This window comes from Bradyrhizobium sp. URHD0069 (genome assembly GCF_000701345.1).
GTDB lineage: Bacteria > Pseudomonadota > Alphaproteobacteria > Rhizobiales > Xanthobacteraceae > Bradyrhizobium.
Genome location: NZ_KL370777.1, coordinates 213,070 through 233,174, shown reverse-complemented (window position 1 = coordinate 233,174; position 20,105 = coordinate 213,070). Strand labels below are relative to the sequence as shown.

At 62.8% G+C, this 20,105-nt stretch carries 20 protein-coding genes, 1 other RNA gene and 2 pseudogenes; 9 read left to right on the top strand and 14 right to left on the bottom strand.

Going from position 1 to position 20,105, the window contains the following annotated elements; genetic code table 11:
- Nucleotides 1–57: 57 nt before the first annotated feature.
- Together nudC and N554_RS0134980 are read right to left on the bottom strand one after the other, a co-directional pair.
- On the bottom strand, nucleotides 58–1,008 hold the full coding sequence (nudC, locus tag N554_RS0134985; protein WP_029587698.1) for an NAD(+) diphosphatase: 951 nt from the start codon (nucleotides 1,006–1,008) through the stop codon (nucleotides 58–60).
- Between the two features lie 4 nt (nucleotides 1,009–1,012).
- A complete protein-coding gene (locus N554_RS0134980) occupies nucleotides 1,013–1,438 on the bottom strand; it encodes an HIT domain-containing protein (RefSeq protein ID WP_029587697.1) in 426 nt (141 codons plus the stop codon).
- A 96-nt stretch (nucleotides 1,439–1,534) separates the two neighbouring features.
- Between N554_RS0134980 and ffs the strand changes: the two genes are divergently transcribed.
- The 5 genes from ffs (at nucleotide 1,535) to N554_RS0134960 (ending at nucleotide 5,015) form a co-directional block, all read left to right on the top strand.
- Nucleotides 1,535–1,631, top strand: an RNA gene (gene ffs / locus N554_RS39425) — signal recognition particle sRNA small type.
- A gap of 162 nt (nucleotides 1,632–1,793) precedes the next feature.
- A complete protein-coding gene (locus N554_RS0134975; RefSeq protein ID WP_029587696.1) occupies nucleotides 1,794–3,644 on the top strand; it encodes a DNA polymerase III subunit gamma/tau in 1,851 nt (616 codons plus the stop codon).
- 20 nt (nucleotides 3,645–3,664) lie between these two features.
- On the top strand, nucleotides 3,665–3,985 hold the full coding sequence (locus N554_RS0134970; RefSeq protein ID WP_029587695.1) for a YbaB/EbfC family nucleoid-associated protein: 321 nt from the start codon (nucleotides 3,665–3,667) through the stop codon (nucleotides 3,983–3,985).
- 1 nt (nucleotide 3,986) lies between these two features.
- Nucleotides 3,987–4,592 carry a recombination mediator RecR gene (gene recR / locus N554_RS0134965; protein ID WP_029587694.1) on the top strand — a complete coding sequence of 202 codons (606 nt, stop codon included), beginning with the start codon at nucleotides 3,987–3,989 and terminating at the stop codon, nucleotides 4,590–4,592.
- Between the two features lie 18 nt (nucleotides 4,593–4,610).
- Nucleotides 4,611–5,015, top strand: coding sequence for a hypothetical protein (locus N554_RS0134960; RefSeq protein WP_029587693.1), 405 nt, complete (start codon nucleotides 4,611–4,613; stop codon nucleotides 5,013–5,015).
- A 126-nt stretch (nucleotides 5,016–5,141) separates the two neighbouring features.
- Here N554_RS0134960 and N554_RS0134955 read toward each other — a convergent pair whose 3' ends face one another.
- Both N554_RS0134955 and N554_RS0134950 read right to left on the bottom strand, forming a co-directional pair.
- On the bottom strand, nucleotides 5,142–6,512 hold the full coding sequence (locus tag N554_RS0134955; RefSeq protein WP_029587692.1) for an AmpG family muropeptide MFS transporter: 1,371 nt from the start codon (nucleotides 6,510–6,512) through the stop codon (nucleotides 5,142–5,144).
- A gap of 148 nt (nucleotides 6,513–6,660) precedes the next feature.
- Nucleotides 6,661–7,869, bottom strand: a complete 1,209-nt coding sequence (locus tag N554_RS0134950) for a DNA recombination protein RmuC (RefSeq protein WP_029587691.1) — start codon at nucleotides 7,867–7,869, stop codon at nucleotides 6,661–6,663.
- Between the two features lie 171 nt (nucleotides 7,870–8,040).
- On the opposite strand from N554_RS0134950, the gene def reads away from it, so the two are divergent.
- The 4 genes and pseudogenes from def to N554_RS39420 all read left to right on the top strand — a co-directional run bounded on the left by def (nucleotide 8,041) and on the right by N554_RS39420 (nucleotide 10,995).
- Nucleotides 8,041–8,568: a peptide deformylase gene (gene def / locus N554_RS0134945; protein ID WP_029587690.1), complete on the top strand. Its 528-nt coding sequence runs from the start codon at nucleotides 8,041–8,043 to the stop codon at nucleotides 8,566–8,568.
- Between the two features lie 96 nt (nucleotides 8,569–8,664).
- Entirely contained in the window at nucleotides 8,665–9,597 is a 933-nt protein-coding gene (fmt, locus tag N554_RS0134940) for a methionyl-tRNA formyltransferase (RefSeq protein WP_029587689.1), read from the top strand.
- A gap of 131 nt (nucleotides 9,598–9,728) precedes the next feature.
- The gene (gene truA, locus N554_RS0134935) at nucleotides 9,729–10,466 is read left to right on the top strand and encodes a tRNA pseudouridine(38-40) synthase TruA (RefSeq protein WP_029587688.1); all 738 of its coding nucleotides are present in this window, start codon (nucleotides 9,729–9,731) and stop codon (nucleotides 10,464–10,466) included.
- 230 nt (nucleotides 10,467–10,696) lie between these two features.
- Nucleotides 10,697–10,995, top strand: a pseudogene (locus N554_RS39420) (GIY-YIG nuclease family protein).
- Between the two features lie 108 nt (nucleotides 10,996–11,103).
- Here N554_RS39420 and dapE read toward each other — a convergent pair.
- The 10 genes and pseudogenes from dapE to rpmH all read right to left on the bottom strand — a co-directional run bounded on the left by dapE (nucleotide 11,104) and on the right by rpmH (nucleotide 20,065).
- The gene (gene dapE, locus N554_RS0134925; protein ID WP_029587687.1) at nucleotides 11,104–12,273 is read right to left on the bottom strand and encodes a succinyl-diaminopimelate desuccinylase; all 1,170 of its coding nucleotides are present in this window, start codon (nucleotides 12,271–12,273) and stop codon (nucleotides 11,104–11,106) included.
- 12 nt (nucleotides 12,274–12,285) lie between these two features.
- Entirely contained in the window at nucleotides 12,286–13,131 is an 846-nt protein-coding gene (dapD, locus tag N554_RS0134920; protein ID WP_029587686.1) for a 2,3,4,5-tetrahydropyridine-2,6-dicarboxylate N-succinyltransferase, read from the bottom strand.
- Nucleotides 13,132–13,345: 214 nt separating this feature from the next.
- Nucleotides 13,346–14,038: a pyrimidine 5'-nucleotidase gene (locus tag N554_RS0134915; protein ID WP_029587685.1), complete on the bottom strand. Its 693-nt coding sequence runs from the start codon at nucleotides 14,036–14,038 to the stop codon at nucleotides 13,346–13,348.
- A gap of 177 nt (nucleotides 14,039–14,215) precedes the next feature.
- Nucleotides 14,216–15,203: pseudogene (locus N554_RS37060) on the bottom strand (DUF1036 domain-containing protein).
- A gap of 224 nt (nucleotides 15,204–15,427) precedes the next feature.
- Nucleotides 15,428–16,324, bottom strand: coding sequence for an acetylglutamate kinase (gene argB / locus N554_RS0134905; RefSeq protein ID WP_029587684.1), 897 nt, complete (start codon nucleotides 16,322–16,324; stop codon nucleotides 15,428–15,430).
- A 121-nt stretch (nucleotides 16,325–16,445) separates the two neighbouring features.
- Nucleotides 16,446–16,820 (bottom strand): DUF423 domain-containing protein, encoded by a 375-nt coding sequence (locus N554_RS0134900; protein ID WP_029587683.1) that lies wholly within the window; start codon nucleotides 16,818–16,820, stop codon nucleotides 16,446–16,448.
- A gap of 2 nt (nucleotides 16,821–16,822) precedes the next feature.
- Nucleotides 16,823–17,473, bottom strand: a complete 651-nt coding sequence (gene yihA, locus N554_RS0134895) for a ribosome biogenesis GTP-binding protein YihA/YsxC (protein ID WP_029587682.1) — start codon at nucleotides 17,471–17,473, stop codon at nucleotides 16,823–16,825.
- A gap of 129 nt (nucleotides 17,474–17,602) precedes the next feature.
- On the bottom strand, nucleotides 17,603–19,462 hold the full coding sequence (gene yidC, locus N554_RS0134890; RefSeq protein ID WP_029587681.1) for a membrane protein insertase YidC: 1,860 nt from the start codon (nucleotides 19,460–19,462) through the stop codon (nucleotides 17,603–17,605).
- 18 nt (nucleotides 19,463–19,480) lie between these two features.
- Nucleotides 19,481–19,906: a ribonuclease P protein component gene (rnpA, locus tag N554_RS0134885; protein ID WP_029587680.1), complete on the bottom strand. Its 426-nt coding sequence runs from the start codon at nucleotides 19,904–19,906 to the stop codon at nucleotides 19,481–19,483.
- A 24-nt stretch (nucleotides 19,907–19,930) separates the two neighbouring features.
- Complete coding sequence (rpmH, locus tag N554_RS0134880; RefSeq protein WP_006609582.1) at nucleotides 19,931–20,065, bottom strand: 50S ribosomal protein L34; 135 nt, start codon at nucleotides 20,063–20,065, stop codon at nucleotides 19,931–19,933.
- Nucleotides 20,066–20,105: the final 40 nt, after the last annotated feature.

The window sequence follows — 20,105 nt, the reverse complement described above, 5'->3', positions numbered from 1 at the left end:
GCCCTCTGACGGGACCAGATACCCGCTGTTAATGGACGAACCATGGCGGGGTACCAGCTATTCGTGCGTAGCGGGGTCTGCCTGCAGCCAGCGGCCGACTAAATGATGGGCTATGGCAAACGGATGAGGTCCAGCGAGGCCGCCGGGATGTTCCCGTTTCAGCATCAGGGTCGCTTCCGCGCGATCGAACCAGCGTGCGTCCTCCAGTTCCGCGCGGTCGACAACAATGTCCTCGTTGGTAGCGCGCGCGGTACATCCGATCATCAGCGACGACGGATAAGGCCAAGGCTGCGTCATGTAATACTTCACATCGGTGCAGCGAATCCCGGATTCTTCCAAGATCTCGCGCCGGACCGCGTCCTCGATGGTTTCCGCGGCTTCGACGAATCCCGCCAGACACGACCACATCCCCGGAGGAAATTGCTTCTGCCGGCCCAGCAGGCATTTGTCGCCGGATGTGACCAGCATGATCACCACCGGGTCGGTGCGCGGAAAATGCTCGGCCTTGCAGTTGGGGCACTCGCGCTTCCAGCCGCCTTCCTTCATAGCGCTGCGGGTTCCGCAATTGGCGCAGTAACCGTGGCGCTGATGCCAGTTCACCATCGATTTCGCCATGGCGATCGCCGACAGCTGGTCGGGCGGCACCACGCCCTGCATTGCCATGCCCCGCAGTTCGGTGACAGCGACGTCGCCGCGGGCCAGCAGTTTCTCCGCCGCCGCAGCCGAGATGCCCATGCCGAACACCGCGGCGCCGTCGCGCAGGCCTAGGAAGATCGTGCCGGGATTGGCGCCGAATTTCAGCGCTTCGTCGATGCTCAGCAGCGCCCGCGGGCCTTCTGCCTCCTGCTTGACCACGAGCGAGTCGCGATAGACCACATAGGCGCGGGCATCGCGGTGCCCTTCCAGCGCCAGCAGTTTGGCATCGTCGCTGCGCAGATGTGCGGCGCGATCGAGAATATTGCTGATGAAGGCCGGCCGCCCCAGTGGAAACGAGTCGAATGCGCTCATGAGTTCAACCGAGCCAAATCTTGCGGCGAAGCGCGCTGATGAAATTCTGGACTTCTTCGGCGTCATGCGGAAGCGGCGGCACCACCCCCCATACCGGACGTGGCCATGCGGCATCGCTTGAGCGGCGGGCGATGACGTGCACGTGCAGTTGCGGCACCAGATTGCCGAGGGCCGCGATATTCAGCTTGTCGCATTTGGTGACCTCTTTCAGGGCGCGCGCGACGCGGCTGATCTCGGTCATCAACTGCGACTGTTCGACCTCGTCGAGATCGATGATCTCCACGGCCTCGGGCCGGCGCGGGACCAGCAGCAGCCATGGATAATGCGCGTCCTTGATCACCAGCACGCGGCACAGCGGCAGGTCGCCGATATCGATCGTGTCCTTTTTGAGCTGTGAATGCAGCGACCAGGCGGGAGCGTCAGCGGGCATGACGGCAACTAATGCCTTTCTGCGTTTCTGCACAAGTCCCGCAAACCCGCCCCGCCCCGCTTGCTTTTCGCCGCTTTTGGCCCCAAATAACGACCGGGAGATTGGCGGTGGACGAGCCACTCGCCAACCGGGTCAGGTCCGGAAGGAAGCAGCCCTAACGAGGTCCGGATCGGGTCGCTCGTCAGTCTCCTACCTGTTTTTTCGAGCGAATCTCGCAAGATGGGCTATCTCATCCGGCGCTCGATGATGCTCCGGCGCGTATTCCGCAAAAGTGAATACCGGTTTTGCGATCAGAATACGCGTGAGTTAAGTTCCGCAAGCCGGCTTCGAGAGACAATCAAGTGCGGATCGATCAATGACCGACGCTGGCGCTCCCCTAATGCCCTCCAACGATCCGGACAGCGCCCATCAGAGCGGTTTCGACCTTGGCGGCCCGCCGGAGGCCGGCAAGCACTATCGCGTGCTGGCGCGGAAATACCGCCCCTCCAGCTTTGACGACCTGATCGGTCAGGACGCCGTGGTCCGTACCGTCTCGAACGCGTTCGAAACCGGGCGGATTCCGCAAGCCTGGATTCTGACCGGCGTGCGCGGCGTCGGAAAAACCACCACCGCGCGGATTCTCGCCCGCGCGCTGAATTACGAGCTGTCGGACGGCTCGGTGAAAGGACCGACCATCCACATGCCGGTGCCGGGTGTGCATTGCCAGGCGATCATGGAAAGCCGGCACATGGACGTCCTGGAAATGGACGCCGCCTCCCATACCGGCGTCGATGACGTGCGCCAGATCAACGACAGCGTACGCTATGCCCCGGCCAACGCGCGCTACAAGGTCTACATCATCGACGAAGTCCACATGCTCTCGAATCAGGCGTTCAACGCGTTCCTGAAGACGCTGGAAGAGCCGCCGGAGCACGTCAAATTCGTGTTCGCCACCACCGAAATCCGCAAAGTGCCGGTAACGGTGCTGTCGCGCTGCCAGCGGTTCGATATGCGACGGGTCGATGCCGACGTGCTGATGGCGCATCTCGCCAACATCGCGGCCAAGGAAAACGTCGAAGTGGAGCCGGAGGCGCTCGGCATCATTGCCCGCGCCGCAGAGGGCTCGGTGCGCGATTCGCTGTCGCTGTTCGATCAGGCTATCGCGCACGCCGCCGGTGTGGTGCGCGCCGACGCGGTGCGGCAGATGCTCGGCCTTGCCGACCGCACGCGGGTGATCGATCTCTTCGATTCGCTGGTTCGCGGCGACATCGCCGGGGCATTCAAGGAATTCCGCGAGCAGTACGACACCGGCGCCGATCCGATCGTGGTGCTGTCTGATCTCGCCGAATTCGTCAATTTCGTTACCCGCGTGAAGATCGTGCCGGCGACGGCGGACAATGTTGCCTTTGGCGAAACCGAACGGCTGCGCGCCCGCGAGTTCGCCGCAAAGCTGTCGATGCGGGTGCTGTCGCGGATGTGGCAGATGCTGCTCAAGGGCATCACCGAGGCGCAAGCCGCGACGCGGCCGGCGGCGGCGGCGGAAATGGTGCTGGTGCGCATCGCCTATGTCGCGGACATGCCGACCCCCGACGAGGCGGTCCGGATGCTCGAGCCGAATGGCGGCGCCTCACCGGTGGTTTCAGGAAACGGTTCCCCACGCGGCGGACCGGCGCCGAGTGTTTCTTCGATGCAATCATCACCGGCGCGGGCGGCCTCCGCAGCGCGGGCCGGCGCCGAGGCTTCGGTGCGGCCGCAGATGATCGCGCCGGTATCACAGGCGCAGCCCGCGCCGGCAGCGCTGAAGATTGCAGGCTTTCCGGAGCTGGTAGCGCTTGCCGGCCAGAAACGTGACCTGCAGACAAAAGCCGCGCTGGAAGCCGATGTGCGCCTGGTCCGCATCGAAGACGGCCGGCTCGAGGTTGCGCTGGAGCGCAGCGCCGCGCGGACGCTTATTAACGATCTCTCCCGCAAACTGGAGCAATGGACCGGGCGGCGCTGGACCGTGATCGTGTCCAACGAAGCGGGACAGCCGACGCTGCGTTCGCAGAACGAAGTGCAAAAGAACCAGCGCGAGCGTGCCGCTGAATCCGATCCGCGGGTGCAGGAGGTGCTGGCGCGGTTTCCCGGCGCCAAGGTGGTCGAGGTGCGCAAGCTTGCCCCCGAGCTGCCGGAATCCGTTGCTAGCGGTGAAGACCCTGCCGAGATCTCCGATGGCGATGATCAATAGCAATAGATAAGGAAGCAATCATGGCTGACTTTCTCGGCATGATGAAACAGGCGGCAGAGCTGCAATCGAAGATGCAGGCGATGCAGGAAGAGCTCGGCCATATCGAGGTCGAGGGCATTTCGGGCGGCGGGCTCGTCACCGTGCGCATGACCGCCAAGATGGAAGTGAAGGGCGTGAAGATCGACCCCTCGCTGATGAAGGCCGACGAGCGGGAAATCCTCGAAGACCTTCTGGTTACCGCGCATAACGACGCACGGCGCAAGGCCGAAGCCGCGATGCAGGAGAAGATGCAATCCCTGACCGGCGGACTTGGTCTGCCGCCGGGGCTGGGCCTGACCTGATATGGCCAGTGCGGTTGCCGGTCCTGAAATCGAACGCCTGATCCAGCTGCTGGCGCGGCTGCCGGGGCTCGGTCCGCGTTCGGCGCGGCGCGCGGCGTTGCACCTGATCAAGAAGCGCGAAGCGCTGATGACGCCGCTTTCCGCCGCGCTGCAGGTGGCCATTGACAAGATTCAGGTCTGCAAGACCTGCGGCAACATCGACACCCAAAATCCCTGCACAGTGTGTACCGACCCGCGGCGCGATCCTTCGATCATCGTTGTGGTCGCCGACGTCGCCGACCTCTGGGCGCTGGAGCGCGCGCACGCGACCAATGGTCTCTATCATGTGCTGGGTGCGACGCTGTCGCCGCTCGATGGCGTCGGCCCGCAGGATCTGACCATTGATGCGCTGGTGGCGCGCGCGCACGATCCGCGCGTGAGCGAAATCATTCTGGCATTGAATGCAACGGTCGACGGCCAGACCACCGCGCACTACATCACCGACCTCCTGCAGGAGGCAGGTGTCAAGGTAACGAGGCTTGCCCATGGCGTACCGGTCGGCGGCGAGCTCGACTATCTCGATGAAGGCACGCTGTCTGCCGCCATGCGGCAGCGTACGTTGTTCTGAACTGGCATCAGAGGACACATGACGAGAAGCGACTTCGGTAAACGTTCCGCGCTGGCCGCGGCTGTTCTGGCGATCGTGCTGGCGGGCGCATTCGACGCCCAGGCGCAGCAGGTGATCAAGAACGGCGACGTTTTGACCGGGCAACTCAGCGCCATGCGCAGCCGCGCCAATGGCAAGCGCGTCGACACCTTCCAACTCGTCAGCGGACCGCACCGGCTGCCGCCGCCCAACGGGCTTTGCAATCTCGAGACCGGGCCGGAGACATTTCAGATCGTCACCAACAATGACGCCCAGACGGCGCAGTTGAAAGGCTTTGTCGGCAAGGAAATTTCGCTGAAGATCGACGAAGTCGCCTGTGCGGAGGAAGCCGGGCAGATGAGCGAAGCCGTGGTCACGAAATGGAGGGTGGTGGCGAAGCATTGACAAGTACCGTCGTCGCCCGGCTGACCGGGCGATCCAGTAGGCTGTGACGCCTGTTTCATATGCGCACGGCTCTCGAATACTGGATCATCCTCTTTCGCGGATGATGACGATCAAGTTCGTGGGTCGCTAAATCTTCGCCGGCTCCAGCGTCTCAAAATGACCGCGCCGCTGCAGCCACGCCAGCAGGATCAGGCTCGGCACCGCGACGACCATGGAGATTACGAAGAACAGCGGCCAGCCCGTCGCCGTTGCCACATAGCCCGCGCCCGAGGACAGGTAGGTGCGCCCGATCGCGGCCAGTGCGGTGAGCAGCGCGTATTGGGTCGCGGTGTGCAGCGGATTTTGGCACAGCGCCGAGAGATAGGCGACGAAGATCACGGTGCCGATCGCGCCGGTGAAATTTTCCGCCGATATGGCGAAGGCCAGCGCCCATTGATTGACGCCGACGAAGGCCAGCCACGAGAACGACAGATTGGAGACCGCCTGCAGCACGCCGCCGATCCACAGGCTGGCGGCCAGCGAATAGCGCCGCGCCACGTAGCCGCCGGCAAAACCGCCGATCAGGGTCGCGGCGAGGCCCACGCCCTTGACGATGGCGGCATAGTCGTTGCGGGTGAAGCCGAGATCGATGACGAACGGCGCGGTCATGGTGCCGGAAAACGCGTCGGTGAATTTGAACAGCACCACAAAGGCCAGCGCCGCCCAGGCATGCTTGCGGACCAGAAATTCGGAAAACGCCCCGACGGCCGCATGCATGACGCGTGAGAACGCGGCCTTGCCGCGGGTCGCGGCCTCCGCGCGCGCCGATTGCCCGGGCTCGGTGGCGGCGAGCGCAGTGACCGTGCCGATCAGCACCAGGGCGGCCATCACCACATAGCCCCACATCCACGCCGCGTTGCGCGGGATGCCGCTGCCCTCAAAACCGCTGACGATGAACAGCGCGCCCGCGGTCGAAACCAGCATGCCGATCCGGTAGGCTGCGACATAGGACGCCATGCCGGCGGCCTGCTCACTCTCGGGCAGGGTTTCGACGCGAAACGCATCGACCACGATGTCCTGGGTCGACGACATGGTCGCGACCAGCAGCGCGCCGAGCGCCACGAACAGCGGCGAGCGCGCCGGATCGGTCAGTGCCAGCAGCAGGATCGCGCCGATCAGCAGCAATTGCGAAAACACCAGCCAGCCCCGCCTGCGGCCGAAGGCGCGCGTAAAGAACGGCACGTGCAGCGCATCGACCAGCGGCGCCCACAGGAACTTCAGCGTGTAGGGCGTGCCGACCAGCGCGAACAGCCCGATGGTGCCGAGATCGACGCCCGCTTCGCGCATCCACACCAGCAGCGTCGATCCCGACAGCGCCAGCGGCAGGCCGGATGAAAAGCCGAGCAGCAGCACGATCAGCACCCGCCGCTGCAGATATACCGCCCACGCCTCGCGCCAGGAAGCGCGGGGCGTGACGGCATTTTCAGGTGCGGTTGACGCGGCTTCAGGTGCAGTCATGAAGGCGTATTAGCAGATTCGGGTGCAACAAATGATGGCGCAACAAATGATAATGTCATCGCCCGGCTTGACCGAGCGATGACAGTACAGGAGTCGCACCGGCCTTCTCTCTCTGCCCGTAAGCTGGGAAAAGGTGAAGAGAAAACGCCTACTCCCCCGCTTGCAGCTTGCGGGGAACCGGAAACAGCTCCGGTGTGCCTGGTTTGACGATGCGCGGGGTCTCGGCGGGGGCCTCGGCTTTGCTGAAATCCAGTTCCTCGATTCGCCCGGCGCGCTTTTCGATCTTGTCGGCGGAAATTAGGACCTGCCTTATATCCTCGTTGGCCTGGCCGAAATGGTTTTGCAGCTTCAGCACGCGATCGCGCAACCGGCCGAGGTCGTCGCCGAGGTTGAGCACCTCGGTGCGAATCTGGTCGGCGGCGTCGCGCATTCGTGCGTCCTTGAGAATCTGCTGCATCACCTGGATCGCCAGCATCAACAGCGATGGCGACACCAGCACCACACGGGCGCGATAGGCCTTCTGGATCACGTCGTCAAAGCCGTCGTGGATCTCGGCATAGACCGACTCCGAGGGCACGAACATCAGCGCGGTATCCTGGGTTTCGCCTGTTATCAGGTACTTCTCGGCGATATCGCTGACATGCTTCATCACGTCGGCGCGCAGCCGTTGCGTGGCGAGTTTCTTCTGCTCGTCGGTGCGCGCGTCATGCAGCGCGGTCATCGCTTCCAGCGGAAATTTCGCGTCGATGCAGAGCGGCCGCTGATCAGGGAGAAACACCACGCAATCCGGCCGTTTGCCTGACGAGAGCGTGTACTGGAATTCGTAGGAGCCCTTCGGCATGCCGTCCTGGACGATCGCTTCCATCCGCGCTTGTCCAAATGCGCCGCGCGATTGCTTGTTGGCGAGCACGTCGCGCAGCGTGGTCACCTGCGAGGTAAGGTCCGTGAGATTTTTATGCGCATTGTCGATGATGCCGAGTCGCTCGTGCAGCACGCGCAGGGAGTCCATGGTGTTGCGCGTGGTCTGTTCCATCGATTGGCCGACGCGATGGGTCACCGAATCCAGCCGCTCGTTGACGGAGCGCGCCAGATCGGCCTGGCGGCCGGCCAAGGCCTGCCCCATGGCATCGGCCCGGCCGGTGGCCTCGCTCTGCGCGCGGAGCATTTCGCTCAAGCGTTCTTCAAGTTCGTCGGCGCGAAGGGCCTGCGCCATCGCCAGTTCCGCGCCCCGCCGAGCGGATCGTGCGATCACGATGGCGATGGTGAGCAGCAACAGCAGTGCCAGCGCGCCGAAACCGATCAGCGCCGCACCGGTACGGACCGGCAGGTCGCCGACCATGAAAAGAACCTCATTCATGTCGCCCTTGTAGCCGATTCGGATGTAAGCGCGAACGAAGAGGGAACATTTATGGTGAATTGAAGATTAATTTTCGTGGTTAACGAAGGCCTAAGATTCGTGGTTAAGGACGGCTTAACAGGCGGCGAGGGCGCATTGACCCCGGCAAATCAGCAGCTTAAATCGCCCGCCATGGCTATCAGAGAAATTATCACCCTGCCGGACAAGCAGTTGCGGCTCGTGTCCAAACCTGTCGACAAGGTCACTGCGGAGGTGCGCAAGCTCGCCGACGACATGCTCGAGACCATGTACGCCGCGCCCGGGATCGGGCTTGCGGCCATCCAGGTCGCCCAGCCGCTGCGGCTGATTACAATGGATCTCGCCAAGCGAGACGAAGACGGCGAGACCAAGCCGCGGCCGCGGGTCTTCATCAATCCGGAAATTCTGTCATCGTCGGAAGAAATGTCGGTGTACGAGGAAGGCTGCCTGTCGATCCCGGAATATTATGAGGAAGTGGAACGGCCGGCCAAGGTGCGGGTGCGCTTCACCGACCTCGACGGCAAGGTGCATGAGGAAGACGCCGAGGGCCTGTTTGCGACCTGCATCCAGCACGAGATCGATCACCTCAACGGCGTGCTGTTCGTGGATTATCTGTCGAAGCTCAAGCGCGACCGCGTGCTGAAGAAGTTCACAAAAGCCGCCAAACGCGCGGCGGAGTAAGGCTTTAGAGATATCGCAAACCTCTCAGCCGTCATGGCCGGGCTTGTCCCGGCCATGACGAGTAAACTGGTCGCCTTCCGCAGGACACCAAGTAATATGCCCCTCCGTTTGATCTTCATGGGCACGCCCGATTTCGCGGTGCCGACGCTGTTGGAGCTTGCGGCCCATGGCCACGAGATCGCAGCCGTCTATACCCGCGCGGCGAAGCCCGCTGGTCGCGGCATGAAGCTGCAGCCAACGCCAGCGGAGCAGGAAGCGCGGCGACTCGGCATTCCCGTGCTGACGCCGACGACGCTGAAGACACCGGAAGCTGAGCGGCAATTTCGTGCGCACAACGCTGACGCGGCGGTAATCGTTGCCTATGGCATGATCCTGCCGCAAACCATTCTCGATGCGCCGCCGCTCGGCTGTTTCAATCTGCACGCCTCGCTGCTGCCGCGTTGGCGCGGTGCCGCGCCGATCAACCGCGCTATCATGGCAGGCGATGCCGAGACCGGCGTGATGGTGATGAAGATGGATGCCGGCCTCGATACCGGCGATATAGCCATGGCCGAACGCATCGCGATCACGGATGCCATGACGGCGGCCGATCTGCACGATGCGCTGGCGCGGCTTGGCGGTGACCTGATGGTCCGCGCGATGGGCGCGCTGGAACGCGGCATGCTGCAACTCACCAAGCAGAGCGACGACGGCGTAACCTATGCCGCCAAAATCGAAAAAGCCGAGGCGCGGATCGACTGGAACAAGCCAGCGCGCGCGGTATTGCGCCACATTCACGGGCTGTCGCCATTTCCCGGCGCGTGGTGCGAGATTGCGATCGAGGGCGAACTGATGCGGGTGAAAATCCTGCGTTGCGAATTGGCTGATGGTTCAGGCTCACCGGGCGATCTGCTCGACGATCATCTCGCGGTGGCCTGCAAGCAAGGCGCCATCCGGATTCTCGAACTGCAGCGCGCCGGCGGGAAGCCGATGAAGGCGAAGGAATTCCTGCGCGGCACGCCGCTGAAGGCGCCGCTGCGGCTCGCGTAGACTGTCAAACCAAACCCAACTTGTCATACGCGGGCTTGACCCGCGTATCCATCTATCTTCACAAGAGCCTTCCGAAGATGATGGATTGCCGGGTCAAGCCCGGCAATGACAGTATAGATCGTTGCACCGACATGCCCCGCTATAAACTCATCATCGAATATGACGGCGCGCCGTTCTGCGGCTGGCAGATCCAGGAGAATGGCGCCTCGGTCCAGGGCGCGCTGGAAGACGCGGTCAAGGCGATCTGCGGCGAGCAGGTTCGTGTTCATGGCGCCGGCCGCACCGACGCCGGCGTGCATGCCCTGGCGCAGGTCGCGCATTGCGACATCGCGAAACACTTCGTGCCGGGTCGCTTCCGCGACGGCTTGAATGCGCATCTGCGTCCGCATCCGATCGGGGTGCTGTCAGCGGAAATCGTGCCGGATACTTTCGAAGCGCGGTTCTCCGCGAAGCGGCGGCACTATCTTTATCGCATCGCCAATCGCCGCGCCAATCTGGCGCTCGACATCGGCCGCGCCTGGCGGCTGCCGAGGCCGCTCGATACCGACGCCATGCACGCTGCCGCGCAGCGGCTGGTCGGCAAGCACGACTTCACCACCTTTCGCGACACCGAGTGCCAGGCGAAATCGCCGGATAAAACCCTCGATCAGCTCGACGTCGTAAGAGACGGCGATGCCGTCAATGTCCTGACCTCGGCGCGTTCATTCCTGCACAGCCAGGTGCGCTCGATGGTCGGCTCATTGGTGTGGGTCGGCGAGGGCCGCTGGAGCGCCGATGATCTTGCCGCCGCGTTGGCCGCACGAAACCGCGCCGCCTGCGGCCCGGTCGCGCCGCCGGACGGCCTCTATCTGGTGCGGGTGGATTATTAGGCTCGGTCGCTGTCATATCCGGCACTCTTCCCGTCATACCCCGCCCACCGGCTCCTGCCTTCCGCGAGCCCGATGACAGGCTCCGGCGGGGTATCCAGTACCGCCGCGGCTTTTGAGATTAGACCGAGACGCCGCTGACTACTGGATCGTCCGCCTGCGCGGACGATGACGATCAGGGGATCGTTATCACCCGGCTTGACCAGGCGATCCAGTACTCCGAGACTTCGGTGATGGGGGCGAGAAATTTCTACGTCTACATTCTTGCGAGCAAGATTGGAGGGACACTCTATATCGGAGTGACCAGTGATCTTGTCCGCCGAGTTGCAGAACATCGTCTGAAATTTGTAGAAAGCTTCACGAAGAAATACGAAGTCGACAAGTTGGTTTATTCGAACAGTTCGATGATGCCGAAAACGCTATTAAGCGGGAGAAACGACTGAAGACATGGAATCGAGCCTGGAAGATTCGGCTGATCGAGGAGGCCAATCCGAACTGGGACGATCTGTATTCCGGCATAGCAGGCGGTTAGGTTTTCGTCATACCCCGCGCAGGCGGGGTATCCAGTACGCCGCGGCTTTTGAGAATAGACCGAGACGCCGCTGATTACTGGATCGTCCGCCTGCGCGGACGATGACGATCAGCTGGCAAAATAGCGATCCAGTACACCGCGATAGATTTTTGTCAGCTTCTCCAGATCGGAGACCGGCGTGCGTTCGTCGATCTGATGCATGGTCTGGCCGACCAGGCCGAACTCAATGACCGGACAATAGCTCGCGATAAAGCGCGCATCCGAGGTGCCGCCGCTGGTGCTCAATTCCGGCCGGCGGCCGGTGACCTCTTCGATCGCCGCGACCGCCAGATCGGTGAAGGCGCCGGGTTTGGTCACGAACACGTTGGAGTTCGAAGGCTCCCACACGATCCGCGCGCGAATCCGATTTCCCGCCGTCCTTGCCATGCGCTGCTCGACCAGTGTCCGCAGCGTCTCCTGGGTATGGAGATCGTTGAAGCGAATGTTGAACTTCGCCCGTGCCAGCCCGGGAATGACGTTACCTGCGGTATTGCCGACATCTACTGACGTGAATTCGAGGTTCGAGGCCTGGAATTGCGCGCTGCCGTGATCGAGCGGCTCGTAGCTGAGCGCCACGATCAACGCCGATATATCCGGCACCGGGTTCGATGCGCGATGCGGATAGGCGACGTGGCCCTGGACGCCATCGACATAGAGCGTGCCCGACAATGAGCCCCGCCGCCCGACCTTGATACAATCGCCGAGCGCCTCGACATTGCTGGGCTCGCCGAGCACGCAATGGTCGAATTTCTCGCCGCGCGCGGCGGCCCATTGCAGCAGCTTGACCGTGCCGTTGACGGAAACGTCTTCCTCGTCGCCGGTGATCAGAAACGAGATCGAGCCTTTGCCGTCTTCTCTGGGCGCGCCGCCATGGGCGACGAGATAATCCAGCACCGCCGCGACGCTGCAGGCAATGCCGCCTTTCATGTCGACGGCGCCGCGGCCATAGAGAAAACCGTCCTTCACCTCGCCCGAGAACGCGCCATGGGTCCATGCGCTCTCGTCGCCCGGCGGCACCACATCGGTATGCCCGGCAAAGGTGATGTGCGGAGCACTGTTGCCGATGCGGGCGTAGAGGTTGTCGATATCCGCGGTGCCGGGCTCCCCGAAAGTGACGCGGTGTACCTCGAAGCCGGCTGCGTTCAGGATATTTTCGAGAACGCCAAGCGCGCCGGCATCAGCTGGAGTTACCGAAGGGCAGCGGACGAGATCGCGGGCAATGGAGAGGGCATCAGTCATCGCTTGTCAGTTTCAGTCCCGCAGCAGTTCGTTGATGCTGGTCTTGGCGCGGGTCCGCTCGTCGACCCGCTTGACGATGACGGCGCAGGCGGAAGAGGGGCCGGGCTGGCCGTTCTTCAAGGGCCTCGCCGGCAACGTTCCCGGCACTACCACGGCATATTCCGGCACCTCGCCGATGAAGGTTTCGCCGGTGTCGCGATCGACGATCTTGGTGGAGGCGCCGAGGAATACGCCCATCGCCAGCACCGCGCCCTTGCGCACGATCACGCCTTCGGCGACTTCGGAGCGCGCGCCGATGAAGCAGTCGTCCTCGACGATGACGGGTTCGGCCTGCAGCGGCTCCAGCACGCCGCCGATACCGACGCCGCCGGAAATGTGCACGCGCTTGCCGATCTGGGCGCAGGAGCCGACCGTGGACCAGGTGTCGATCATGGTGCTTTCATCGACATAGGCGCCGAGATTGACGAAGGACGGCATCAGCACGACGTTCCTGGCGATGAAAGCCGAGCGCCGGACGATGGCCCCGGGCACCGCACGAAAGCCGGCGTCGCGAAAACGGTTCTCGCCCCAGCCATCAAATTTCGAGGGCACCTTGTCCCACCATGATGCGTTGCCGGGGCCGCCGGAAATCGCGCTCATGTCGTTGAGGCGAAACGACAGCAGCACCGCCTTCTTCAGCCACTGATTGACTTTCCACTTGCCGCTGGGCTCGCGCAGCGCCACGCGCGCCTCGCCCTTGTCGAGCAGTTCGAGCGCGTGATCCACCGCGTCACGGACTTCGCCCTTGGTCGAGGTCGAGATGCCGTCGCGCGCATCGAACGCAGTGTTGATGGTGGATTCGAGAGCGGGCAGTGACATCGAGATTTCCTTGAAAATGGGATAGTTGCGGCAGCAAATTCGGGAGGCTTTTGTCGGGATTTGAGGCCGGAGAGTCAAGGTAGGGCGTTGCTGTCATACCCGCGAAGGCGGGGGATCCAGTACGCCGCGACGTCCGTGAGAAACCGAAAATGCTGTGGTTACTGGATGCCCGCTTTCGTGGGCATGACCGCAGGGAATTTGGCGAGGTTAAGGTCTAGGCCAGCGCGATCTTCTCCAAAAACCCCGTCAGATCCTCGGTGACGTGATCGACGTGGGCGGCGTCGCGGCCTTCCAGCTCCCAATCTTCGCGCACGACTTCCTTGGTGCCATCGGGGACCACCAGCACGGTGGTCATGCCGAGCTGGTGCGGCACCACGAGATTGCGTGCCAGATCCTCGAACATCGCCGACGTCTGCGGATTAACGCCATGGAGGCTAAGGAATCTCTGATAGGTCTGCGGCGCCGGTTTCGGCTCGAGTTCGGCGGCGATGATATCGAACACCGCCTCGAAATGCGAACCGATGCCGAGCCGCTGCAAAACCTTGTCGGCATGGTCGGTCGAGCCGTTGGTCAGGATCAACTTGCGTCCAGGTAGTTTGGCGATCGCGAGGCCTATTGCGGGATTCGGCTCGAGCGGCGAATGATCGATCTGATGCACATAGGCGAGATAGTCGTCGGCGTGCACGCCGTGCTCGGTCATCATGCCGCGCATCGTGGTGCCATAGCGGCGGTAGTAGTCCTTCTGGATCCGGCGCGCCTCTTCGGCGGATACGCCAAGATAAGCGCTGACGAATTCGCCGATCCGGAGGTCGACCTGCTGCCACAGGTTGACGTGATGCGGATACAGCGTGTTGTCGAGATCGAACACCCAGGTGTCGATATGGGTGAAGGGGCGGGGTATTCTCATCGTCTTACCTCTCAGCCGTCGTCCCGGCGAACGCCGGGACCGATACGCCGCGGCGGTCATGGTGAGCACGGTACAAGTTGCCTGCGGTCGTTGTTGACATGGGAGCCCAAAACTCAGGCCGGGGGTTATGGGTCCCCGCGTTCGCGGGGACGACGCGAGGGAGTGCCGGGCGATCCATCACGGCATCGCGAAGCGCAGCGTCTTGCCGCCGCTCGACATGTCGACGGCGGCAAAACCGGTTACGGCAAGGCCGCGGGTGCCGCAGTCGCCCTGTTCGTTGATCTCGAACTTGCTCTCGCGCGTACAAAGCTGCGTCGTGCCACCCCAGTTCAGCGGCCGCTCCTTGAACTTGAGGGTGCGATTTTCGCCGTCGACCGCCTCGGCGAAGCTGAAAATCTGCTTGGGTTGACCGATGACGTCGGGATGCAGGCATTTGCCGGGATCGATGCGATACCAGCCGCGGCTGATCACGGCCTTGCCATCGTCGGTCGCGACGGCGGCCATGACCTTGTGCGGCGTGTCGTTGCACCAGGTAAGCCCGGTGGAGGACGGCGATTGCACCGCGTCGATCATGGTCGTGAAAAATTTCGGCGACTGCACGACATCGGCGGTCAGCCCGCGGCTTTTCAGGAACGCCGCCAATGCGGCTTGCGTCTTCGGGCCGTCGACGCCGTCGATCGGCGCCGCGTCATGGCCTGCGATCACCAACAGCCGCTGAATGCCGGCGAGCCTTGCCTGTTCGTCGTCATACTCACTGTCTTCGGCGAGATAGGCCACCAGGTTGCCGTCGTCGGTCCGCGTCGGATTGATCTGGGTAAACGGCGCCGGCGTTTGCCCGCTGCGGCACTGGCGGGCCGCGGCGATGACGAAATTGTTGGGCGCGACGCATAGCGTATCGCCGCCGCTCTGCGGGATTGGCGACGAACCGTAAACGCCGAGCGCACGTGCGTTCAGCAGGATACGGTCGGCGGTCAACGTGCCCTGCGCAACGACGCGGCACGTTGCGGGATCGATACGAAACCATCCGCGGGTGGCAGTAGCCGCCTTGTCGTCGATGCCGATCGCGACTTCGACCACATAGCTCATGCGATTGCAGAGTTTCAGATCGGCGTAAGCGGGCACGGCCGAGAAAAAGAAAGGAGATCACCGCTGCGGGCAATGCGATCAGGCCTGACCTCACGACGGACAAAAAAGGTCGCGTGGTGTTTAGACCGTCATGCCCGGACAAAAGGCGCCACCGGGCCCGCGCAACGCGCGGCCCGATGACGGGCTTCGCGCCGTGTTGGTCCCTGAAATCCCGGGTATCCACGTCCTTGCAGCCAAACAAGACGTCGATGGCCGGAACAAATCCGGCCGTGACGGCTCTCATTCGCGTGGCCGCTCGGATCATCACTTGTGGATCAGCGTGCCGGTGCCTTGATTGGTGAACAATTCGAGCAGTACCGCGTGCGGCGTCTTGCCGTCGATGATGACGACGCCTTGTACGCCCTGCTCGAGCGCGTAGATGCAGGTTTCGACCTTCGGAATCATGCCGCCGGAAATGGTGCCGTCGGCGATCAGCTTGCGCGCGTCCTTCACCGACAGTTGCGGAATGAGTTTCTTCGACTTGTCGAGCACGCCGGAAACGTCGGTCAAAAGCAACAGCCGCTTGGCCTTCAGCGCGCCCGCCACCGCGCCGGCAAAGGTGTCGGCGTTGACGTTGAAAGTCTCCCCGGTCCGCGATGTTGCCAGCGGCGCCAGCACCGGGATCAATTCATGGCCGATCAGCTGGTTCAGGAGCGTCAGATCGACCTTCTGGGGCTCGCCGACAAAGCCGAGATCGACCACCTTTTCGATGTTCGAATCCGGATCGACCATGGTCCGCGCCACCTTCGACGCCGTCACCATGTTGCCGTCCTTGCCGCACAGGCCGACCGCTTTGCCGCCGGCCTCGTTGATATAGCCGACCAGCTGCTTGTTGATCGAACCCGCCAGCACCATTTCGACGATCTCGATGGTGGCGGCGTCGGTGATGCGCAGGCCGGCGGCGAATTCCGACTGAATGCCAAGCCGCTTCAGCATGGTCGCGATCTGCGGTCCGCCGCCATGCACCACCACCGGATTGATGGCGGTCTGTTCCAGCAGAACGATGTCACGCGCGAAGGCTTTCGCGAGGTCTTCGGCGCCCATGGCATGGCCGCCATACTTGATGACGATGGTTTCCTCGTCATACTGCTGCATGTGCGGCAGCGCCTCGGACAGGATGCGGGCCTGATCGAGCGGACTGATATACGGCGCGTCGGTCATGAAGCGGGTCTCACGGTCAGCGGGTGGGCCGGTTTCTATCTGATTGGTCGACGCGGCGCAAAGTGCCCCCCGCATTCTTCCCTTCGCCCACAAAGGGAGAAGGAAGAAAGAATCTTCCGCTTCAACGTCGCTTTGGCCATGTCGCGGCCACCGCCAGCAAAAGCCAGCTGACGATCAGGAGCGTGCCGCCGGTCGGCGCGGCCATCGGGAATAGGCCGTGGCCAGCGTACTGCCTTAAGGTCAGATCGCCCGCGAACAAAGCTGCCGCGATCACGAATCCGAATGCCGCAGTGATTCCGATCCGGAGGTGGATGACGCCACGCTCAGCCAGCGCCACGACGGCAAGCACGGCGGTTGCATGAAACAGCAGCATCGATGAAGCCGAGGCCAGCCGCGTCGCATCGGGCTGATGCGCGGATGCCGCCGCCAGGATGACGCCGTCGGCGCCCATGACGCCGGCCAATATGATGAGGATACGAACCAGCCGAGGCTCCATCGTCAACGGCGCTCCCCGAGCAGACGCACCATCGCCGCGCGCAATTCCGGCATTCCGGCGCCGGTGCGCGAGGACGTCACCAAGACTTCGGGAAAGGCGGCGGGATGTTTGGCGAGCGCGGCCGCGGTGGCGGCGATGCGCTGCTCCAGCTCAGTTGACTTCACCTGATCGGCCTTGGTGAGGACGACCTGATAGCTGACGGCCGATTTGTCGAGCGTCTTCAGCACGTCGAGGTCGACCTCCTTGAGGCCGTGCCGGCCGTCGATCAGCACATAGACCCGCGCCAGATTGCTGCGGCCCTGCAGGAACTTGTGGATCAGCGCGGTCCATGACGCCACCTTGGCCTTGGGCGCGGAGGCGTAGCCGTAGCCGGGCATATCGACCAGCCGGAAGCCGGCATCGTCGGGGCCTTCGAAGAAGATCAGTTCCTGGGTGCGGCCCGGCGTGTGCGACGTCCGCGCCAGCGAGTTGCGGCCGGTCAGCGCATTGATCAGGCTCGATTTGCCGGCATTGGAGCGGCCGGCAAAGGCGACCTCGATGCCGGCCATCGGCGGCAACGTTTCGATCGACGGCGCCGCCCAGAAGAACTGCCAGTCGCCCGCGAACAGTTTGCGGCCCTGCTCGATCAGCTTCGCATCGATGTCGGAATTCATGCGAGGCCCTAATGGCAATTCTCCTCATGGTGAGGAGGCGCTTAGCGCCGTCTCGAACCATGAGGGCTGGGGCCCATCCTTCGAGACGCGGCCTGGCGGCCGCTCCTCAGGATGAGGTTTTGAGACGTGCTACGTCGCCTTCTTCGGAGCGAACGTGGCCCTGAGATTGTCGAACAATTCAACCTTCACGCCGTTGCGGCGCATGATGTAGCTCTGCTGCAGCACCGAAAGCAAATTGTTCCAGGCCCAGTAGATCACGAGACCGGCCGGGAACGACGCCAGCATGAAGGTGAAGATCAGCGGCATCCAGTCGAAGATCATCTTCTGGGTCGGATCCGGCGGCGTCGGATTGAGCTTCATCTGGACCCACATCGTGATGCCCATGATGATCGGCCAAATGCCGAGCATCAGATAGGGGCCGACATGCGGTCCGAGCACCATCGGATCGAACGGGATAAGTCCGAACAGGTTGAAGATCGTGGTCGGATCGGGCGCCGACAGGTCCTTGATCCAGCCAAAGAACGGCGCATGCCGCATTTCGATGGTGACGAACAGCACCTTGTAGAGCGAGAAGAACACCGGAATCTGCAGCATGACGGGAAGACAACCGGCAATCGGGTTGATCTTCTCCTTCTTGTAGATTTCCATCATCTCCTGCTGCTGCTTCACCTTGTCGTCCGGATAGCGCTCTTTCAGCGCAAGCAACTGCGGCTGCACCGATTTCATCTTCGCCATCGACGCGTAGGATTTGTTGGCAAGCGGGAAGAAAATCAGCTTCACCAGCACCGTCACCAGCAGAATGGCGACGCCGAAATTGCCGACCAGATGATAAAACCAGTCCAGCGCCAGGAACATCGGCTTGGTGATGAAATAGAACCAGCCCCAGTCGATCAGCAGATCGAAGTGATTGAGTTCAAGCTGCTTGTTGTAGCCGCCGAGACCGGCGAGCGGAAAATTGATGCCGACGACGCGGGCTTCCTTGGCTCCGGCGAACAGCCGCGCATTGGCGCTGCCGGTGCCGCCGATCGCGATGGTTTGCGGATCCTGCAGATAATCGGTCTGATAGGTCCGCACTGCGCCCACGAGGTTGGACGAGAACCGCGCCTGCAACTGCGCGGTGGTGTCCGGCAGCAATGCGGATGCCCAGTACTTGTCGGTGATGCCGAGCCAGCCGTTGGTGACCTTGAAGTTGACCGCCTTGGCCTCGTCGATTTTGTGGTAACTGTATTCCTGCAGGCCCTGGTCGCCGAGATAACCGATCAGCCCTTCGTGCAGGATGTAATAGCCCGCGACGTGCGGGGTGCCGTGGCGCGAAATCAACGCGAACGGATAAAGCGTGACCGGCGCGTTGCCGACGTTGGTGACGTCATCCTTGATGGTGAAGAGGTAGCGGTCGTCGATCGCAATGGTGCGGCGGAAGGTGAGGCCGTCGCCATTGTTATATTTCAGGGTCACCGGGCTGGTTGGCGTCAGGCTGCCCGTACCTTCCTGCTGCCACAGCGTGTCCCGATCGGGAAGCTTCACCGTCGAACCGGTCGCGGGCACCCAACCGAATTCCGCATAATAGGGTTCAGCCGTGCCCGAAGGCGAGTACAGCACGATGGCGGGCGATTGGGGGTCCACGGTGTCGCGGAATTGCACCAGCGACAGATCGTCGATGCGCGCGCCTTTCAGCGAAATGCTGCCCGAAACGCGCGGGGTGTCGATCTTGACGCGCGGAGAAGCGGCAAGCGCGGTGTCGCGACTGACGGGTGCAGCGGAGAGGGGCTGATTCGCCCCTGGCGCGTTGGCCGAAGGGGCAGGCGCGGTGCCGGTTTGCGGGGTGCCGCTGCCCGGCGTGGCCTGCGGCGCGGGCTTCACCAACTCACTCTGGGCCTGCTGCGCGGCGCGCTGCTTTTCCATCTGCGGCGCGTTGTAGAAATATTGCCAGGCGATCAGCACAAGGCCCGACAGAATGACGGCGAGGATGGTGTTGCGATTATCGGTCATAATTTATGGTCTCGTCATTCAATTCGGTTTGCGGCTTGCGCTAGAGTCTTTTTTTGACGTGTTTTCTTTATGCGAACCGGTATCCACTTCGCTCGAAAACGCTTTGGACGGTCGATGTGGTGGCCGGTCGGGGCGATTGAGCGCCGAGCGGAGATCGTCAAGCATGGCCGCAAAGTCGCGGTTCAAGGCGGCACGACGGCCGACTAGCACATAATCACTGTGCGGTCGCATTGATATGCCGTCCAGGCGTTTCACCAGTTCGCGAAGCCGGCGCCGGATGCGATTGCGCTCGGTGGCGGTGCCGTTCTTTTTGGTAACGGTGAAGCCGACCCGGATCGGGCCGTTATCGTCGCGGTGCCTGCTTTGCACCACGAAGGCCGCGCTGTTGGCCCGCGCGCCATTGGCAACGGCGAGGAAGTCCGCCCGCTGCCTTAACCGATCCATGATGAACTCTCCGGGAAGCCCGGCTCAGGCGCTCAGACGCTTGCGACCGCGGGCGCGACGTGCGGCAAGGACCTTGCGGCCGCCGGTCGTCGCAAGGCGGGCGCGGAAGCCGTGGCGGCGCTTGCGCACCAGTTTACTGGGTTGATAAGTCCGCTTCACGGGTCGTTCTCCGCTGACCGGGCAATTTGCCTGATAATGA

What these genes read in the sequence shown, in the direction of transcription:
- nudC (WP_029587698.1), bottom strand. Translation starts at nt 1,008, where the DNA reads ATGAGCGCATTCGACTCGTTTCCACTGGGGCGGCCGGCCTTCATCAGC.
- N554_RS0134980 (WP_029587697.1), bottom strand. Translation starts at nt 1,438, where the DNA reads ATGCCCGCTGACGCTCCCGCCTGGTCGCTGCATTCACAGCTCAAAAAG.
- N554_RS0134975 (WP_029587696.1), top strand. Translation starts at nt 1,794, where the DNA reads ATGACCGACGCTGGCGCTCCCCTAATGCCCTCCAACGATCCGGACAGC.
- N554_RS0134970 (WP_029587695.1), top strand. Translation starts at nt 3,665, where the DNA reads ATGGCTGACTTTCTCGGCATGATGAAACAGGCGGCAGAGCTGCAATCG.
- recR (WP_029587694.1), top strand. Translation starts at nt 3,987, where the DNA reads ATGGCCAGTGCGGTTGCCGGTCCTGAAATCGAACGCCTGATCCAGCTG.
- N554_RS0134960 (WP_029587693.1), top strand. Translation starts at nt 4,611, where the DNA reads ATGACGAGAAGCGACTTCGGTAAACGTTCCGCGCTGGCCGCGGCTGTT.
- N554_RS0134955 (WP_029587692.1), bottom strand. Translation starts at nt 6,512, where the DNA reads ATGACTGCACCTGAAGCCGCGTCAACCGCACCTGAAAATGCCGTCACG.
- N554_RS0134950 (WP_029587691.1), bottom strand. Translation starts at nt 7,869, where the DNA reads ATGAATGAGGTTCTTTTCATGGTCGGCGACCTGCCGGTCCGTACCGGT.
- def (WP_029587690.1), top strand. Translation starts at nt 8,041, where the DNA reads ATGGCTATCAGAGAAATTATCACCCTGCCGGACAAGCAGTTGCGGCTC.
- fmt (WP_029587689.1), top strand. Translation starts at nt 8,665, where the DNA reads ATGCCCCTCCGTTTGATCTTCATGGGCACGCCCGATTTCGCGGTGCCG.
- truA (WP_029587688.1), top strand. Translation starts at nt 9,729, where the DNA reads ATGCCCCGCTATAAACTCATCATCGAATATGACGGCGCGCCGTTCTGC.
- dapE (WP_029587687.1), bottom strand. Translation starts at nt 12,273, where the DNA reads ATGACTGATGCCCTCTCCATTGCCCGCGATCTCGTCCGCTGCCCTTCG.
- dapD (WP_029587686.1), bottom strand. Translation starts at nt 13,131, where the DNA reads ATGTCACTGCCCGCTCTCGAATCCACCATCAACACTGCGTTCGATGCG.
- N554_RS0134915 (WP_029587685.1), bottom strand. Translation starts at nt 14,038, where the DNA reads ATGAGAATACCCCGCCCCTTCACCCATATCGACACCTGGGTGTTCGAT.
- argB (WP_029587684.1), bottom strand. Translation starts at nt 16,324, where the DNA reads ATGACCGACGCGCCGTATATCAGTCCGCTCGATCAGGCCCGCATCCTG.
- N554_RS0134900 (WP_029587683.1), bottom strand. Translation starts at nt 16,820, where the DNA reads ATGGAGCCTCGGCTGGTTCGTATCCTCATCATATTGGCCGGCGTCATG.
- yihA (WP_029587682.1), bottom strand. Translation starts at nt 17,473, where the DNA reads ATGAATTCCGACATCGATGCGAAGCTGATCGAGCAGGGCCGCAAACTG.
- yidC (WP_029587681.1), bottom strand. Translation starts at nt 19,462, where the DNA reads ATGACCGATAATCGCAACACCATCCTCGCCGTCATTCTGTCGGGCCTT.
- rnpA (WP_029587680.1), bottom strand. Translation starts at nt 19,906, where the DNA reads ATGGATCGGTTAAGGCAGCGGGCGGACTTCCTCGCCGTTGCCAATGGC.